Source organism: Roseovarius sp. THAF27, assembly GCF_009363655.1.
In the GTDB taxonomy this organism is placed as follows: domain Bacteria; phylum Pseudomonadota; class Alphaproteobacteria; order Rhodobacterales; family Rhodobacteraceae; genus Roseovarius.
On the sequence record NZ_CP045393.1, the window covers coordinates 393,463 to 409,029 of the forward strand.

General features: G+C 66.0%; 18 protein-coding genes. 8 read left to right on the forward strand and 10 right to left on the reverse strand.

Annotated features, from left to right (window positions below; genetic code table 11):
* Positions 1–8 precede the first annotated feature (8 nt).
* Positions 9–2,798, reverse strand: coding sequence for an aconitate hydratase AcnA (acnA, locus tag FIU89_RS01960; RefSeq protein ID WP_152491055.1), 2,790 nt, complete (start codon positions 2,796–2,798; stop codon positions 9–11).
* A 221-nt stretch (positions 2,799–3,019) separates the two neighbouring features.
* Here acnA and FIU89_RS01965 point away from each other — a divergent pair, with 221 nt between their 5' ends.
* The gene (locus FIU89_RS01965) at positions 3,020–3,733 is read left to right on the forward strand and encodes a thioredoxin family protein (protein ID WP_152491056.1); all 714 of its coding nucleotides are present in this window, start codon (positions 3,020–3,022) and stop codon (positions 3,731–3,733) included.
* 274 nt (positions 3,734–4,007) lie between these two features.
* Here the strand turns inward: FIU89_RS01965 and FIU89_RS01970 are convergent, their stop codons facing one another.
* Positions 4,008–4,709 carry an HAD family hydrolase gene (locus FIU89_RS01970; protein ID WP_152491057.1) on the reverse strand — a complete coding sequence of 234 codons (702 nt, stop codon included), beginning with the start codon at positions 4,707–4,709 and terminating at the stop codon, positions 4,008–4,010.
* Between the two features lie 92 nt (positions 4,710–4,801).
* Between FIU89_RS01970 and clpS the strand changes: the two genes are divergently transcribed.
* From clpS to hemF, 4 genes are read left to right on the forward strand one after another with little or no spacing between them, the layout of a single operon-like run.
* Positions 4,802–5,140: an ATP-dependent Clp protease adapter ClpS gene (clpS, locus tag FIU89_RS01975; protein WP_103763109.1), complete on the forward strand. Its 339-nt coding sequence runs from the start codon at positions 4,802–4,804 to the stop codon at positions 5,138–5,140.
* A 1-nt stretch (position 5,141) separates the two neighbouring features.
* Positions 5,142–6,143, forward strand: a complete 1,002-nt coding sequence (locus FIU89_RS01980) for a class I SAM-dependent methyltransferase (protein ID WP_152491058.1) — start codon at positions 5,142–5,144, stop codon at positions 6,141–6,143.
* 46 nt (positions 6,144–6,189) lie between these two features.
* Positions 6,190–6,990, forward strand: coding sequence for an SDR family NAD(P)-dependent oxidoreductase (locus tag FIU89_RS01985; protein WP_152491059.1), 801 nt, complete (start codon positions 6,190–6,192; stop codon positions 6,988–6,990).
* 49 nt (positions 6,991–7,039) lie between these two features.
* Entirely contained in the window at positions 7,040–7,927 is an 888-nt protein-coding gene (gene hemF, locus FIU89_RS01990) for an oxygen-dependent coproporphyrinogen oxidase (RefSeq protein WP_152491060.1), read from the forward strand.
* Between the two features lie 166 nt (positions 7,928–8,093).
* Here hemF and FIU89_RS01995 read toward each other — a convergent pair whose 3' ends face one another.
* The 4 genes from FIU89_RS01995 to FIU89_RS02010 are packed head-to-tail and all read right to left on the reverse strand — an operon-like array spanning position 8,094 to position 10,312.
* Positions 8,094–9,026, reverse strand: a complete 933-nt coding sequence (locus tag FIU89_RS01995) for a lysophospholipid acyltransferase family protein (RefSeq protein ID WP_152491061.1) — start codon at positions 9,024–9,026, stop codon at positions 8,094–8,096.
* Positions 9,027–9,057: 31 nt separating this feature from the next.
* Entirely contained in the window at positions 9,058–9,702 is a 645-nt protein-coding gene (gene nthA, locus FIU89_RS02000; RefSeq protein ID WP_152491062.1) for a nitrile hydratase subunit alpha, read from the reverse strand.
* A gap of 5 nt (positions 9,703–9,707) precedes the next feature.
* Positions 9,708–9,980 (reverse strand): SH3-like domain-containing protein, encoded by a 273-nt coding sequence (locus FIU89_RS02005; protein WP_152491063.1) that lies wholly within the window; start codon positions 9,978–9,980, stop codon positions 9,708–9,710.
* The gene (locus FIU89_RS02010) at positions 9,977–10,312 is read right to left on the reverse strand and encodes an SH3-like domain-containing protein (RefSeq protein ID WP_254701765.1); all 336 of its coding nucleotides are present in this window, start codon (positions 10,310–10,312) and stop codon (positions 9,977–9,979) included. Before FIU89_RS02010 ends, FIU89_RS02005 begins: the two co-directional genes overlap by 4 nt.
* A 442-nt stretch (positions 10,313–10,754) precedes the next feature.
* Between FIU89_RS02010 and FIU89_RS02015 the strand changes: the two genes are divergently transcribed.
* On the forward strand, positions 10,755–11,126 hold the full coding sequence (locus FIU89_RS02015; RefSeq protein ID WP_254701766.1) for a thermonuclease family protein: 372 nt from the start codon (positions 10,755–10,757) through the stop codon (positions 11,124–11,126).
* Positions 11,127–11,206: 80 nt separating this feature from the next.
* Here the strand turns inward: FIU89_RS02015 and FIU89_RS02020 are convergent, their stop codons facing one another.
* On the reverse strand, positions 11,207–11,431 hold the full coding sequence (locus FIU89_RS02020; RefSeq protein WP_152491064.1) for a hypothetical protein: 225 nt from the start codon (positions 11,429–11,431) through the stop codon (positions 11,207–11,209).
* A gap of 67 nt (positions 11,432–11,498) precedes the next feature.
* Entirely contained in the window at positions 11,499–11,912 is a 414-nt protein-coding gene (locus FIU89_RS02025; RefSeq protein WP_152491065.1) for a hypothetical protein, read from the reverse strand.
* Between the two features lie 71 nt (positions 11,913–11,983).
* Between FIU89_RS02025 and FIU89_RS02030 the strand changes: the two genes are divergently transcribed.
* A complete protein-coding gene (locus FIU89_RS02030) occupies positions 11,984–12,358 on the forward strand; it encodes a hypothetical protein (protein ID WP_152491066.1) in 375 nt (124 codons plus the stop codon).
* Between the two features lie 19 nt (positions 12,359–12,377).
* Here FIU89_RS02030 and FIU89_RS02035 read toward each other — a convergent pair whose 3' ends face one another.
* Together FIU89_RS02035 and FIU89_RS02040 are read right to left on the reverse strand one after the other, a co-directional pair.
* Positions 12,378–14,156, reverse strand: coding sequence for a DNA polymerase III subunit gamma/tau (locus FIU89_RS02035; RefSeq protein ID WP_152491067.1), 1,779 nt, complete (start codon positions 14,154–14,156; stop codon positions 12,378–12,380).
* A gap of 76 nt (positions 14,157–14,232) precedes the next feature.
* On the reverse strand, positions 14,233–14,625 hold the full coding sequence (locus FIU89_RS02040; protein WP_152491068.1) for a YidH family protein: 393 nt from the start codon (positions 14,623–14,625) through the stop codon (positions 14,233–14,235).
* Positions 14,626–14,724: 99 nt separating this feature from the next.
* On the opposite strand from FIU89_RS02040, the gene FIU89_RS02045 reads away from it, so the two are divergent.
* Positions 14,725–15,555: a neutral zinc metallopeptidase gene (locus FIU89_RS02045; protein ID WP_152491069.1), complete on the forward strand. Its 831-nt coding sequence runs from the start codon at positions 14,725–14,727 to the stop codon at positions 15,553–15,555.
* The last annotated feature ends 12 nt before the right edge of the window (positions 15,556–15,567 follow it).

Here is a 15,567-nt window from a genome sequence, read left to right on the forward strand (position 1 = left end):
GGCGTTGCTTACTCGGCGGCCATCGGCTCCTGCGCGAGGTTGCGCAGGACGTAGTGCAGCACGCCGCCGTGTTCGACGTATTCGATCTCGATCGCCGTATCGATGCGGCACTTGAGGGTGATCTCTTTCGTCGTGCCGTCGGCGTATTTGATCGTGCAGGGCACTTCGGCCTGGGGCTTGATGTCGTCCAGACCGTGGATCGAGACCTCTTCGTCGCCGGTCAGTTCCAGCGTCTTGCGGGTGTCGCCGCCGGTGAACTCGAACGGGATGACGCCCATGCCAACGAGGTTCGAGCGGTGGATACGCTCGAAATTCTCGGCGATGACGGCCTTGACGCCCAGAAGCGCGGTGCCCTTCGCGGCCCAGTCGCGGCTGGAGCCCGCGCCGTATTGTTCACCGCCGAAGATCACCAGCGGCGTGCCTTGCTCCTGGTAGGCCATGGCGGCGTCGTAGATCGAGGTCTGCTTGCCGTCGGGGCCCTTGGTGTAGCCGCCCTCGACGCCATCGAGCATCTCGTTCTTGATGCGGATGTTGGCGAAGGTACCGCGCATCATGACCTCGTGGTTGCCGCGACGCGAGCCGTAGGAGTTGAACTCGCGCACCGGCACCTGGCGTTCGCGCAGGTACTCACCGGCGGGGGTGGTTTCCTTGAACGAGCCCGCGGGCGAGATGTGGTCGGTGGTGACCATGTCGCCCAGAAGGGCCAGGACGCGGGCGCCCTCGATGTTCGAGATCGTGCCAGGGTCCTTGCTCATGCCCTGGAAGTAGGGCGGGTTCTGGACGTAGGTCGATTGCGGCGGCCAGTCATAGGTTTCGGCGTCGGAGGTCTCGACCTCCTGCCATTTCTCGTCGCCCTTGAAGACGTCGGCGTATTTCGACTGGAACGCCTCGCGGGTGACGGTCTTTTCGACCAGCTCGGCGATTTCGCTTTGCGACGGCCAGATGTCCTTGAGGTAGACGTCGTTGCCGTTCTTGTCCTGGCCCAGCGGGTCCTTGGCGATGTCGACATTCATGTCGCCCACCAGGGCATAGGCCACCACCAGCGGCGGCGAGGCGAGGTAGTTGGCGCGCACGTCGGGCGAAATGCGGCCCTCGAAGTTACGGTTGCCCGAGAGCACCGAGACGCCGATCAGGTCGTTGTCGTTGATCGACTTGGAGATCGGTTCGGCCAGCGGGCCGGAGTTGCCGATGCAGGTGGTGCAGCCATAGCCCACGAGGTTGAAGCCGATGGCGTCGAGATCGTCCTGAAGCTCTGCCGCTTCCAGATAGTGCGACACGACCTGCGAGCCGGGCGCGAGCGAGGTCTTGACCCAGGGCTTGCGTGTCAGACCCTTTTCGTGCGCCTTGCGCGCCACCAGCCCCGCGCCGATCATCACGTAGGGGTTGGAGGTGTTGGTGCAGGACGTGATCGAGGCGATCACGACCGAACCGTCATGCAGCTGGTGCTTGCCGCCGTCCTCGTCGGTGTACCAGCCTTTCTTGTGATGGCCTTCGTTGCCGGGGATGTCGCGCGGCTCGGGTGCGCCGCCTTCGGCTTCCCAGCGGGCCTCGGTGTCGGGGCCGGCATCCTTGCCTTCGCGGATGCCGCGCACGTACTCGTGGAAGGCCTTGGCGGCCTTGTCGAGCGAGATATAGTCCTGCGGGCGTTTGGGGCCCGAGATGGCGGGCACGATGGTGCCCATGTCGAGATGCAGCGTGTCGGTGTAGACCGGGTTGTAATCCGACCCGCGCCAGAAGCCGTTTTCCTTGGCGTAGGCCTCGACCAGCGCGATGCGGTCTTCGTCGCGGCCCGTCTGGCGCAGGTAGCGCAGGGTTTCGTCGTCGATCGGGAAGAAGCCGCAGGTGGCGCCGTATTCGGGGGCCATGTTGGCGATGGTGGCGCGGTCGGCCAGCGGCAGCGTGTCGAGCCCGTCGCCGTAGAACTCGACGAACTTGCCGACGACGCCTTTCTCGCGCAGCATTTCGACGACCTTGAGCACGAGGTCGGTGCCGGTGGTGCCTTCGACCATCTTGCCGGTGAGTTCAAACCCGACGACCTCGGGGATGAGCATCGAGATCGGCTGGCCCAGCATGGCGGCCTCGGCCTCGATCCCGCCGACGCCCCAGCCAAGGACGGCCGCGCCGTTGACCATGGTGGTGTGGCTGTCGGTGCCAACCAGCGTGTCGGGGTAGGCGACGGTTTCGCCGTTCTGATCCTCGTCGGTCCAGACGGTCTGGGCGAGGTATTCGAGATTGACCTGGTGGCAGATGCCGGTGCCCGGCGGGACCACGCGGAAGTTGTTGAACGCGCCCTGGCCCCATTTCAGGAACTGGTAGCGTTCCATGTTCCGCTCGTATTCACGGTCGACGTTCATCTGGAAGGCACGGGGGTTGCCGAATTCGTCGATCATGACCGAGTGGTCGATCACCAGGTCGACGGGGTTGAGCGGATTGATCTTCTGTGCGTCGCCGCCCAGTTCCTTGATCCCGTCGCGCATTGCCGCGAGGTCCACCACGGCGGGGACGCCTGTGAAGTCCTGCATCAGCACGCGGGCGGGGCGGTAGGCCAGTTCCTTGGTGCCCTTGCCGCCATCCTTGGCCCAGTCGGAGAACGCCTTGATGTCGTCGGTGGTGACGGTCTTGCCGTCCTCGAAGCGCAGCATGTTTTCCAGCACCACCTTGAGCGCGGCGGGCAGCTTGGAGAAATCGCCCAGGCCCGCTTCTTCGGCGGCGGCGATGGAATAGTAGGCGACGGAGGTGTCGCCGACCTTCAGCGTCTTGCGGGTGTTGGACGAGTCGTGACCGACTGTAATGGGCATTTCTGGATATCCTTTCACTTAGGAAGGCAGGATTGTCTGGCTTGCTTCTGACCGAATCCGCGGAGTCGTTCAAGAGGGGGTCGGCAGGTTTTGTATACTATTGCACACAATTGATGAATGTTACAGTTTTCACGCGACTCTCTCGAAACCTTGATTGGCAGTTTCATGCCGGGATGAATACTCAGAAGCGGTGTCACGAACAATGAAGTAGAGCGCCAGACATGAATTTCAGCAGAGTGTTCACGGGGGTCGCGGCCCTTGTGCTGTTTTTCGCGGCACCGGCGATGGCGCAGGAAACGGGCCGCCCGGTGGTGGTGGAACTGTTCACCAGCCAGGGCTGTTCGTCCTGTCCCGAGGCGGACAGGTTCTTTCACAAGGTGGCGGGCCACGAGGGCGTGATCGCGCTGTCGATGCACGTGGATTACTGGGATTACATCGGCTGGAAGGACAGCTTTGCCAGCCCGGCGAACACCAAGCGGCAGAGGGCCTATGCCAAGTTGGCGGAGCGCAACGTGATCTACACGCCGCAGATGGTGATCAACGGGGCCGACGACGTGGTGGGCAACCGGCCCATGGACGTGGTGGACGTGATCGACCGGCACCGGCGCCTGCCGAAGACGGTTGCGCTGGACCTAACGCGGAAAGGCGACAGCGTGCTGGTTGAGGCGGAAAGCGTGAAGGGGCTGGACGGACCGTTGACGGTACAGCTGGTGCGGTTCCGGCCCGAGAGCACAGTGCATATCAAGCGCGGCGAGAATGCGGGCCGGACGATCAGCTATGCCAACGTGGTGACCGAGATGCGGGTGCTGGGCGTATGGGACGGGGCCGCCCCGTTGCGCGTCAGCGCCGAGGCCGGGGGCGACGCGCCGGTGGCGGTGCTGTTGCAGAACAAGGGCGGCGCGGGGATGATCGAGGCGGCGGCGGTCCTGGAGTAGGGGTGCGCGTCGGGGTTTGGTGGGTTGGAAACCCACCCTACAGGGGTGGCGCGTGGGTTTTCACCCACCCTACGTTTTGACCGAGCAGGGCAGAGGCACGGGACGAGATTCGAGACGCCTGCCGAATGGGGGCGTGCGATTGCCAGCCCGGGGGCGGCGGTTCAGGAGTAGGGGTGCGCGTTCGGGCTTGGTGTGTTGGAAACCCACCCTACGGGAGTGGCGCGTGGGTTTCACCTACCCTACGCATTCGGCTTGGCCGCGCTTTCGCACGGCGTCATCCGATCGCGTCGACCAGCGCGGGCAATTCGCCCAAATCCTTCACCTTTCGAAATCGCGTGGCGTCCTTGGGGGCGTCGTCCACCTCGTAGCCCCAGGTGAGGTCGTGGGGGACGTGCACGCCCCAGCCGCCGGCGGCGATCACCGGGTTCACGTCCGAGCGCAGGGAATTTCCCGCCATCAGCGCATGGGCCGCGCCGGTGCCGTGGCGATCGAAGATGCGGGTGTAGATTTCGGGCGTCTTGTCCGACACGATCTCGACCGCGTCGAAGAGATCGCCCAGCCCGGACTGGGCCAGCTTGCGCTCCTGGTCGAGAAGGTCGCCCTTGGTCACCAGAAGCACGCGGTGGGTGTCGGCCACGGCCTCGACCGCCTCCCGCGCATGCGGCAGAAGCTCTATGGGATGTTCCAGCATCTCGCGGCCCGCGGCGATCAGTTCGGAGATGACGCACGCCGGAACGCGGCCGTCGGTGACGTCGATGGCGGTTTCGATCATCGACAGGGTGAAGCCCTTGATGCCGAAGCCATAGTGCCCGAGATTGCGTTTCTCGGCGGCGAGAAGATGCTCGGCCAGGTGGTGCCCTTCGACGTAATCGCGCAGGAGATCGGCGAATCTGTCCTCGGTCAGCTTGAAGAACCGTTCGTTGTGCCAGAGCGTGTCGTCGGCATCGAAGGCGATTGTCGTGAGATTTTGCGTCATTGCGGCCCTTGCCCCCGACGCGCCCCCTTTTCAGACGCTTCAGGGAAGTTATATAAACCGCTCACGAAACGCCATACGCAGCACGGGGATTGATGCAGCACCAGGTGATCATGTCGGGCAAGGACGATGACGGCGACGGCGATGCCGCCGTGGTCGTCGATACCAAGCCCAAGACGAAGCGGCCGCCGCTTTACAAGGTGTTGCTGCTGAATGACGACTATACCCCGATGGAATTCGTCGTCGCGGTGCTGGAGCGGTTCTTCGGCATGAATCACGCGCAGGCGTTCGAGATCATGCTGACCGTGCACAAGAAGGGCGTCGCGGTCGTGGGCGTGTTCAGCCACGAGATTGCGGAGACCAAGGTGGGGCAGGTGATGGATTTCGCCCGGCGTCACCAGCATCCGCTGCAATGCACCATGGAAAAGGAATAGGGTGAGCACGGCATCCCGCCTGTCGCTGGCCGTGGAGGATGGCACGATCGCGTGGCCCGAGGGCGCGCGGGTGGCCGTGTTTGCGCCGCGCACGGGGGCGGACCTGTCGGCGCTGCCGAAGGACCGCACGCAGATCATCACCCGGTTCCGGCCCGACTTGGAGGCGTTCCAGGCCGCCGGATGGGACTGTGTGCTGGCGCCCGAGGGGCGCTACGGCGCGGCGCTGGTCTTTGCCACGCGGGCCAAGGCGCAGTGCCAGGGGCTGATCGCCGAGGCCGCGGGCGTCAGCGACGGGATCGTCGTGGTGGACGGCACCAAGACGGACGGGATCGAATCGATCCTGAAAGCCTGCCGCAAGAGGTCCGATGTGTCCGCGCCGCTGTCGAAGGCGCATGGCAAGCTTTTCAGCATCGGCGCGGGCGCTGATTTCCCGGACTGGGCGCTGGCGGACAGCACGACGGTGGAGGATGACGGAAAGGCGTTCGTCACAGCGCCGGGTGTTTTCTCGGCCGACGGTGTGGACCCGGCCTCGCGCCTGCTGGCCGAGGCACTGCCCGAGAAGCTGGGCGCGCAGGTGGTCGACCTGGGCGCGGGCTGGGGGTACCTGGCGCATCACGTGCTGAGGCGCGACGCCGTGCAGGCGCTGCACCTTGTGGAGGCCGATCGCGTCGCGCTGGACTGCGCGCGCGAGAACGTGAGCGACGCGCGGGCCGAATTTCACTGGGCCGACGCGCGGAATTGGACCGCGCCGGGGCCGGTGGATGCGGTGGTGATGAACCCGCCCTTTCATATCGGGCGGGCCAGTGACCCGGAGCTGGGACGCGCCTTCATCCGGGCGGCGGCCCGCATGCTGAGCCCGCGCGGGCAGCTTTACATGGTGGCCAACCGACACCTGCCTTACGAGGGCGATCTTGCGGCGGCCTACGGCGAGGTGCGCGAGATCGGCGGCGACAACCGGTTCAAGATCGTGCAGGCGGCACGACCGTCTCGCACCCGGGGCTGAGTTGCGCTAGAACGGTCCGGGCGGGCCATCAGGGAGAGATCGAGCCATGTCCTTTTCGATACAGGGAAAGACGGTCATCGTGACCGGCGCGGCCAGTGGCGTGGGCCTCGCCATCGGGCGGCATTTCGTCGACAAGGGGGCGAACGTGATGTTCGCGGACCTCAACGAAAAGCAGCTCAAGCACGAGCTGGGCGAGAACGAGGATGGCGCCAGCAAGCGATGGTTCGCGGGCGACCTGCGGGAAAAGCTGACGCTGGCGAACCTCCTGTCGGCGACGATCGACGCCTACGAGGATGTGGATGTCCTGGTCAACGCGTGGCGGCAATTGCTGCCGTCGGATCCGCTGAACCCCGACGACGACGCGGTGGAGCAGCTTCTGAACCAGAACCTGATGACGGCGCTGCGGCTGAGCCAGCTTGTGGCCAAGCGGATGATCAAGCAGGCGGAAGGGCGGGACGAGGGGCCGGTGGGCTCGATCGTGAACCTGTCGTCGATCGCCGGGCGGCGGACGCATCCCGACCTTCTGGGCTATTCCATCGCCTCGGCGGCGGTGGACCAGATGACGCGCAGCCTGGCGGTGGCGCTGGCGCCGCACCGGATCCGGGTGAACGCGGTGGCGTTCGGCTCGGTCATGAGCGCGTCGCTGCAGGACACGCTGCGCGACAACAAGACCTACCGCGAGGATATCGAGGCGCATACGCCCCTGGGCCGGATCGCGGCGCCGAACGAGATGGCCGAGGCCGTGCAGTACCTGGCCTGCGACGGGTCGAGCTTCATGACCGGGCAGATCATGACGGTGGATGGCGGCCGGTCGCTGCTTGACCCGGTCTCGGCGCCCGCGCACTAATGAGGCCCGCTCGTCCGCCTTTGCGGGCGGCCCGGCCGAAGGAAGTACCATGACGGACATGACAGAACAGAAATCCCGCGCGGCGACGTGGTTTCACCAGTTGCGCGACGAGATCGTCGCGGCCTTCGAGGCGCTGGAGGACAGCCACGAGAGCGGTCCGGTGTCGGACGCGGCGCCGGGGCGGTTCGAGGTGAAGCCGACCAGGCGCACCAGCGAGGACGGATCGGACGCGGGCGGCGGGCTGATGAGCGTGATGCGCGGGGGGCGCGTGTTCGAGAAGGTGGGCGTAAACGTGTCGGAAGTCTTCGGCCAGCTGGGAGAGCAGGCGCAGAAGGCGATGGCCGCGCGGGGCGTGCCGGGAATGGCGGACGATCCCAGCTTCTGGGCCAGCGGGATCAGCCTTGTGGCGCATATGCAGAACCCGCACGTGCCGGCGGTGCACATGAACACGCGGATGTTCTGGACGCCGCACGCCTGGTGGTTCGGCGGCGGGTCGGACCTGAATCCCTGCATAGAGTATGACGAGGACACCGCGCATTTCCATGACCAGCAGAAGGCGCACCTGGATCCGCACGGGCCCGAAATCTATCCGGCGCTAAAGGCCTGGGCGGACGAGTATTTCTATATCCCTCACCGCCACCGGGCGCGGGGCGTGGGCGGCATTTTCATGGATGACCGGAATACCGGCGACTGGGAGGCGGATTTCGCCCTCACGCAGGATATCGGGCGGGCCTTTCTGAAGGCCTATCTGCCGCTGGTCGAGAAACGCCGGGCGCAGGCATGGAGCGAGGCCGACAAGGAGGCGCAGCTGGTTCATCGCGGGCTTTATGCGGAATACAACCTTGTCTACGACCGGGGCACCAAGTTCGGCCTGGCCACGGGGCATGATGCGGATGCGGTGCTGATGAGCCTGCCGCCGGTGGCGAAATGGACGTGAGACGATAAGAGTTTCAGGCCTCCGGCGGGGATATTTATGGCCAGAGGAAGAGCTGGAGTGGTCCGGGCTTTTCCTGCTGGAAATACTCCGGGGAGTTTGAGGGGGGTGTTTGAGGGGCAGCGCCCCTCATTAAACGAATAGAGCGCGGCACAGCCGCACCTTCGGATCAGGCTTTTTCTTCCAGTTCGCGCAGGTAGTCGGCGCCGCGGTCGGCCAGCGGCCCGGTGCCGTCTTTCCAGCGGCGGTGAATCCAGAACCATTGTTCCATGTTGTCGCGCACGGCCGCTTCCAGCCGGGCGTTGAATTCGCGGGTCATGGTGACCGGGTCGGAATGGGCGATGGGCGTCTCGGTTTGGATGGTGAAGTGCAGTCCGTCGGGGTCGCGCAGGCCCCAGACCGGGACGAGGAGGGCGTCGAATTTCAGTGCCATCTCGGCGGTGGCGAGCGATGTCAGCGCGGGCTTGCCGAAGAAATCGAGCGGCACGCCGTCATGGGCGTTGAGATCGTTGAGAATCGCCAGCACGCCGCCCGAGCGCAGGTGCTTGACCATCTGCATCATCCCCTTGCGGCCCTGTTCGAACATCGGCTCGGAGAGGTCGGCCATCGCCTGGACATAATGCGAATTGAACGGGCGGTTGGCCATGGGGCGATAGAACACGCCCATGTTGAAGCCCTGTTCCATCATCGCCATGCGCGCGGCGTTGAAGCTGCCGAAATGGCCAGTCACGAAGATGACCGGGCGGCCGGCGTCGCGGGCGGCGCGCACATCCGGCAGGCCGGGGCCGACGACCGGCGACTTGCGGGCGTTGTCGGGGAACTCGGGCGAGTAGAGCTCCATCATGTTGCGGCCGGCATTGTCGGGGACGCGGCGGGCGAGGCTCTCGACTTCTGCGCGCGACAGGTCCGGGCGGACGAGGGCGAGGTTTTCGCGGACGCGTTTGCGGTAGCCCGCAAGCGGCGCCAGCACGCGCGTCGTCAGCCAGGCGGCGAAGGGGATGCGCCAGCGGTAGGGCAGCAGGCGGGCCAGGCGGATGGGCGCGACGAGGGCCGCGCCGGTCAGGCGTTCGCCGAGGGGAATTTTGTCGGTCTCGCGGCTCATGGACAGGGGATACGCCGGGGGCGGGGTCGCCTCAAGTGTTTTCAGGCGCGAGGGGCAGGCCGGTGCCGATCATGGAGTCGCGGGTGACCAGCTTGGCCAGCGCGGCCTCGTCCATGCCCTCGGTGCCCGGGGGCCGGGCGGGCAGGACGATGTAGCGCATGTCGGCGGTGCTGTCGTGGACGCGGATGCGGGTGGTCTGGGGCAGCTCCACGCCGAACTCGCGCAGGACCGCGCGGGGTTCGCGTACCGCGCGGGAGCGGTAGGCGCGGGTCTTGTACCAGTCGGGCGGCAGGCCCAGCAGGTTGCGCGGGTAGCACGAGCAGAGCGTGCAGACGATCATGTTGTGGGTGTCGGCGGTGTTCTCGACCGCCACCAGGTGCAGGGGGCCGATGTCGAAGCCCATCTCGCGGGTGGCGTCGCCGGCGTTGTCCATCAACCGGGCCTTGAAGTCCGGGTCGGTCCAGGCACGGGCGACCACGGCGGCGCCGTTGGCCGGCGACCGGGCATCCATCGCGTCGATCTGGGTGGCGATCTCGGCCGCGGTGAGGTGGCCCTTTTCGATCAGAAGCTCGCGCACGGCGATTTCCATGCGCTGGAAATAGGTCAGGGGCGCGTCGTTGTCCTGTCGGTAGGGGTGGCCCGACGGCGAGAGGTGATCGTGGTGGTCGTGGGGCATGTGCGTCAGGCCTCTTCCAGCCAGTGGTCGTAGATCTCGGCGTCGACGGTGTCGGCGGGGTTTTCCGCCGCGTCACCCCAGAGTTCCGCCATGGTGAAGCGGACGCGGTAGAGGGTCTTTTCCGGGGCGGGCAGGCCGTAGGCGAGTTGCTCGGGGTTCCTGAAGCTGCCGAGGACGCGCTCGACCTTGCCGGTCTTTCCGCGCAGGTAGGACGGCGCGCGGACATGGCCCGGCGGGGTCATCGTCTTCACGCGGACCTTCGTGCCGGCGGGCGTCATTCCTGCGCCTCGCCATAGGTGGCGCCGCGGCGGGCGACTTCTTCCATGCGTTGGCCCAGTTCCTCGAGCGTGTAGACGCCCGCCTCGATGAGGTTCTGGTTGGTGGCGGCGATCCAGCGGTCGTAATAGGAGTATTTCTCGAACGCGTCTTCGCCCATGTCCTCGAGCGCGCGCCTGAGACCATCGACGGTGAAGAGGCCCTTGGCGCCGCAGAGGACCATGAGGGCGTCGACGCGTTTTTCCCACAGCGCGAAATCGTGGCCTTCCATCGGGATGGGGCCGGCGGGCCGGCCGCCCATGTCATGCCAGCGGTGTTCGGGTGTGTCTGTCATGCGCCGAAGGGTAGGACGGCGGGGCGGGGTGTGTCCATGGGGATTGAGTGCTTTAGGTAACGGTGTCTTGAAATTCTCAGCGAAGCAATCGTGGCGCATTGCCCGATCCATAGGCGCGTGTTCGAGTATGCCTGCGGGCGGTATGAGTTAAGGATACAACGCAGGCTTTTCGAAATTTTCTGACGATATTTTTTTAGGAATTCTCAGCTTGGAAATCATTGTCATCATAGTCTCAGTGTGTGTCCTTTTCGCTTTCGTGAAAAGAGGTCGGCCGCGTCGAACCATCACGAGAGTTAGCAAGCACAAAACCGCAGTCTCCGAAAGCAAGTCCCACGAGGGCAGACGTGCGGAGTCTCCTAGGTTTGAACCCAAGGGTGCGGCGCCGGTCAAGCCGCCAGTCATACTGGAAGGGCGTGCATATATCATTGATGGTGACACTTTGGTGATCCAGAAAACCCAGGTGCGCCTTTTTGGGGTCGACGCACCGGAACTAAACCACCCGTACGGGAAAAAAGCGAAGTGGGCCTTGGTTTCTCTTTGCAAGGGGCAGGTGATCACCGCGGAAGTCACTGAGAAGGATGTTCACGGCAGAACGGTTGCAAAGTGTTCTCTGCCCGATGGTCGGGATATTTCCGCAGAGATGGTCAAGATTGGAATGGCCATCGATTGGCCAAAATTTTCCGGGGGTAAGTACAAGTCAATGGAGCTGCCGGACGTGCGCAAAAAGCTGTGGCTAGCAGATGCCCGGCAAAACGGGCGTATGCACGTCTGGGAAAAATTCGAGGCGCAGGAGCGTGCACGTGGCAAAGGTTGAAGTCCCAGCACTTTGGCGCGTGCGCAGCATGCCCATCAACTAAGGCGCGTGGGTTTTCACCCACCCTACAAAGCCGGTGGTCAGGAGATGAAGCCGTCGCCGTTGCACAGGCCGCAGCGGGTTGTCTTGCGTCCGAAGCAGCCGTCGCAGCGGTCGTGGACGGGTTTGCCGAAGCGGTCCGTCCGCCGGTGCGTGGTGCCGTGGCCGAAGCAGACCTGGCAGGGTGCCTGGCCCGAGCCGGCGCAGCGGTGGCACCGGCGCAACTGCGCGTAGTCGCGAGAGGGTCTGTTGAATCCGACTGACATTTCATCACCTTTGCCCCGGCGCGGAAAGGTAGCAGCGGTTTTGGGCGATAATGAGGCGCTGCGTGCGTCAGGAGCGGGGCGTGTCGTCCTTCGGTTTGCCGGTATAGAGCAGCAGGCCCACGCCGATGGCCATGACGATCGAGATGAAGAGCACTGGCGAGCCGATGCAGCCCTCGGCAGCGGCGGCGATGCGTTGGCCGCCGGTGGGGTCGAAGAGAGTGAAGGCCGAGACCAGCAGGCTCCACCCGACGAAGACGGCGAGCGCGCCCCAGGCGCTGCGGAAGCGCAGGACGAGGGCGGAGGCGAGGAGCAGCACCAGGGAGGCGGGCGAGCCGAAGAGCAGGATCGCTTCCTCCCACGCGGGCACGGGCGCGCCGTCCCAGTCGGGGCGGACGCGCGCGCAGACCTCCTGCGCGCGGGCGGGCACGGGAAGGGCGGCCAGCAGCGCGGCGCAGATCGACAGGCAGGTGTAGCGGCGCATCGGGCAAGACTTTCCTTGAGCGGGTCCGAGTTGAGCGTATTACCGGGGACGGTCAATTGGAAGGACGAGGCATGGTGCGACACCTTATGTGGGCCGGCGTGTTGGCGGCGCCGTGGCCCGCAGCGGCGGCGGTGACAGAATGCAGCCTGGCGCCGGGGGGCGGGACCAGCCTGGTTTCGAGTGTCCTGCGCATCTACGCCCATGACGTTGCGGTCCATTCCGCCTTTCTTGAGACACGGACGGGGTACGGGGACGATCTGCCTTACGTGTTCATCTGCGACGGTGCGTGCCGAATGGACATGGCCGGGGACGATTACGTCTACGCGCTGGAGGTCGCGCCGGGCCTGCCAGAACCCGAGCGCGTGTCACTGGTCACACGGGCGCGGGCCGACGATTTTGCCGCGGTCGATCGGTTCGCGGCCAGGGCGTGCGTCCGGCGGCCCTGAGCGGCGGGGGCGACAGGGGTCAGTCCTCTTCGAAGGGGTCCCATTCCTCGTCCACCTCGGGCAGCGCGTCGGCCTGGGCCTCTGCGGCGATGTCCTCGGGCGTGCGGATGTCGTCGATGCGGGCCTCGGGGAAGGCGGCGAAGACGGCTTGCACCAGGGGGTGTTCGCGGGCCTCGGCCTCGAGCGCGTTGCGGGCGGCGTCCCGGACCTCGGCGATGGTTTTGGCGCCGCCATCGTTGACCACGGTGACGCCCCAGCGGTTGCCGGTCCAGGTTTGCAGGCGGGTGCCGAGGCGCTGGGCCAGGTCGGTGGGGGCGGCATCCGTGGGGACGAACTCGATGCGGCCCGGCTGGTAGGCCGCGAGGCGCACGCAGGTCTCGACCTCGACCAGCAGCTTGACGTCGCGGTGGGCACGGATGAGTTCGACCACGTGGTCGAATGTTGGGTAGTGGGCCAAGGCGCTTTCGGCCTGGGTCGCGAGCGCGGTGACGCCGCCGCCATGGCCGCCGCCGGACGTTTGCGTCGGGGCATATCCGCCGGACTGGCCAGACTGTGGCGCGGGCGCGCCGTGGGATGCGCCGTTGCCGCCGGAGGGCGGCGTGGGCGCGGGGCCGGAGGGAGGCCCGGATGGAGGGTTGTCGCGCAGGCGGCGCACGAGATCCTCGGGCGTGGGGAGGTCGGCCACGTGGGTGAGACGGATGATCGCCATCTCGGCGGCCATCATGGAATTGGGGGCGGCGGCGACCTCTTCCAGCGCCTTCAGCAGCATCTGCCACATGCGGGTGAGCACGCGCATCGGCAGCGCCTCGGCCATCTGGCCGCCGCGGGTGCGTTCGTCGGGGCCGATGGTGGGGTCCTCGGCGGCCTCGGGCGTGATCTTGACGACGCTGACCCAGTGGGTGACCTCGGCGAGATCGCGCAGGACCGCCATCGGGTCGGCGCCTTCGGCGTATTGCGAGGACAACTCGGTCAGGGCGCCCGCCGCGTCGCCCTTCATCACGAGATCGAAGAGGTCCATGACCCGGCCCCGGTCGGCGAGGCCCAGCATGGCGCGGACCTGTTCGGCGGTGGTCTCGCCCGCGCCATGGGAAATCGCCTGGTCCAGCAGCGAGGTGGCATCGCGCGCGGAGCCTTCTGCGGCGCGGGTGATGAGCGCCAGCGCATCCTCGGCGATCTGGGCGTTTTCGGCGGTGGCGATGCGGCGCAGGAGGTCGAGCATTACCTCGGGTTCGATCCGGCGCAGGTCGAAACGCTGGCAGCGCGAGAGGACCGTTACAGGAACTTTGCGGATCTCTGTGGTGGCGAAGATGAATTTCACATGCGCGGGGGGTTCCTCGAGCGTCTTCAGGAGCGCGTTGAACGCACCCGTGGAGAGCATGTGGACCTCGTCGATGATGTAGACCTTGTAGCGGGCCGAGGCGGCGCGGTAGTGCACGCTTTCGATGATTTCGCGGATGTTGCCGACGCCGGTATTCGACGCCGCGTCCATTTCCAGCACGTCCACATGCCGGCCTTCCATGATGGCCTTGCAATGCTCGCACTGGCCGCAGGGATCGGTGGTGGGGCCGCCGTTGCCATCCGGGCCGATGCAGTTCATGCCCTTGGCGATGATCCGGGCGGTGGTGGTCTTGCCAGTGCCGCGGATGCCGGTCATGATGAAGGCCTGCGCGATGCGGTCGGCGGCGAACGCGTTCTTGAGCGTGCGCACCATGGCGTCCTGTCCGACGAGATCGGCAAAGGTCTCGGGGCGGTATTTCCGGGCCAGAACCTGGTAGCCGCTGTCTTGGGTCTCGCTCATGCCACGCCTTTTGGGATTCGGATTTGCGAGCAGAGTAGAGGCGGCACGCGCCGGGGTCCAGCAGGGGGTGCGGGGATCATAGGCTCCAGAGGATGGCGCCGACGGCGAGAGTGGCCAGCGTCATCAGGCTTGCCAGCAGGGTGAAGTTTCGGGTGGGCATTGGAGCGGCATCGTGGGTTTCCATGCTGCTGATGGTCTTGCGGGCCTGGTGGCGGGCGGCCCAGAAGACGACGATGGCGATGCCGAGGAAGACCGAGGCGACGGCCTTGGCGGCCCATGTGGGTTCGAAATCGCCGAAGACGGCCTTGAGGCCGATGGCGACGCCGACCGCGCCCAGACCGGTGCCCATCCAGCTGTTGAAGGTGCGCTCGTTGGCCAGGATCGTGCGGTCCGAGGCCCAGTCGGTGCGGTTCTCGGCCCACCTGGTTTTCTTGTCCTGCTCGCCGTGGTCGGCATCGTCTTGGGGCATGTGCGGCTCCGTCGGGATTTTCCGTTTGAAATTCAGTATATCCGAATGAACGAAAACCGGGCTATGTTGGTTGCGGTATATCGTCCTTGGGGGGACATCATGCGGTTGAAAGGGTTTCGGCGCAGCCGGAATATCGAGGATCGGCGTGGCATGGGCGGCGGCGGGCTGCGCCTTGGTGGTGTCGGGCTGCTGATCGTGCTGGCGATCGGGTATTTCACCGGGATCGACATCACGCCGCTTCTGGAAGGCGCGGGCGGTCAGCAGACGGCGCCGCGCGAGATCAGCGCCGAGGACGAGGCGGCGGCGGAGTTCACGTCGCGCGTGCTGGCCACCACCGAGGAGGTCTGGACAGGTGTGTTCGAGGCGCAGCTGGGCGAGACCTACGTGCCGCCGGTGCTGGTGCTGTATTCGGGCGTGACCCAAAGCCCCTGTGGCGGCGCGTCGGGGGCGACGGGGCCGTTCTACTGCCCGGCGGACCGCAAGGCGTACCTGGATACCGAGTTCTTCGGCACGCTGTCGCGGGAGCTGGGGGCCAGGGGAGATTTCGCCGCCGCCTATGTCATTGCCCACGAGGTGGCGCATCACGTCCAGAACGAGCTGGGAATCCTGCCGCAGGTCAACCGCGCGCGGCAGCAGGCGAGCCAGGTCGAGGCCAACCGGCTGACCGTGCGGCTGGAATTGCAGGCCGATTGCCTGTCGGGGGTCTGGGCGCGGTCGGTCGAAGGGCTGCTGGAGCCCGGCGACATCGAGGAGGCGCTGAACGCGGCGCGGCGGATCGGCGACGACCACCTGCAGAAACGCGCGGGGCGGGTTCCGCAGCCGCATACCTTTACCCACGGCACGTCGGAGCAGCGGTCGCGCTGGTTCGCGACCGGCTATGAGAGCGGTGCCGTGCGGTCCTGTGACACTTTCGCGGCGGATCGCCTCTGAGGGGCGCGGGCG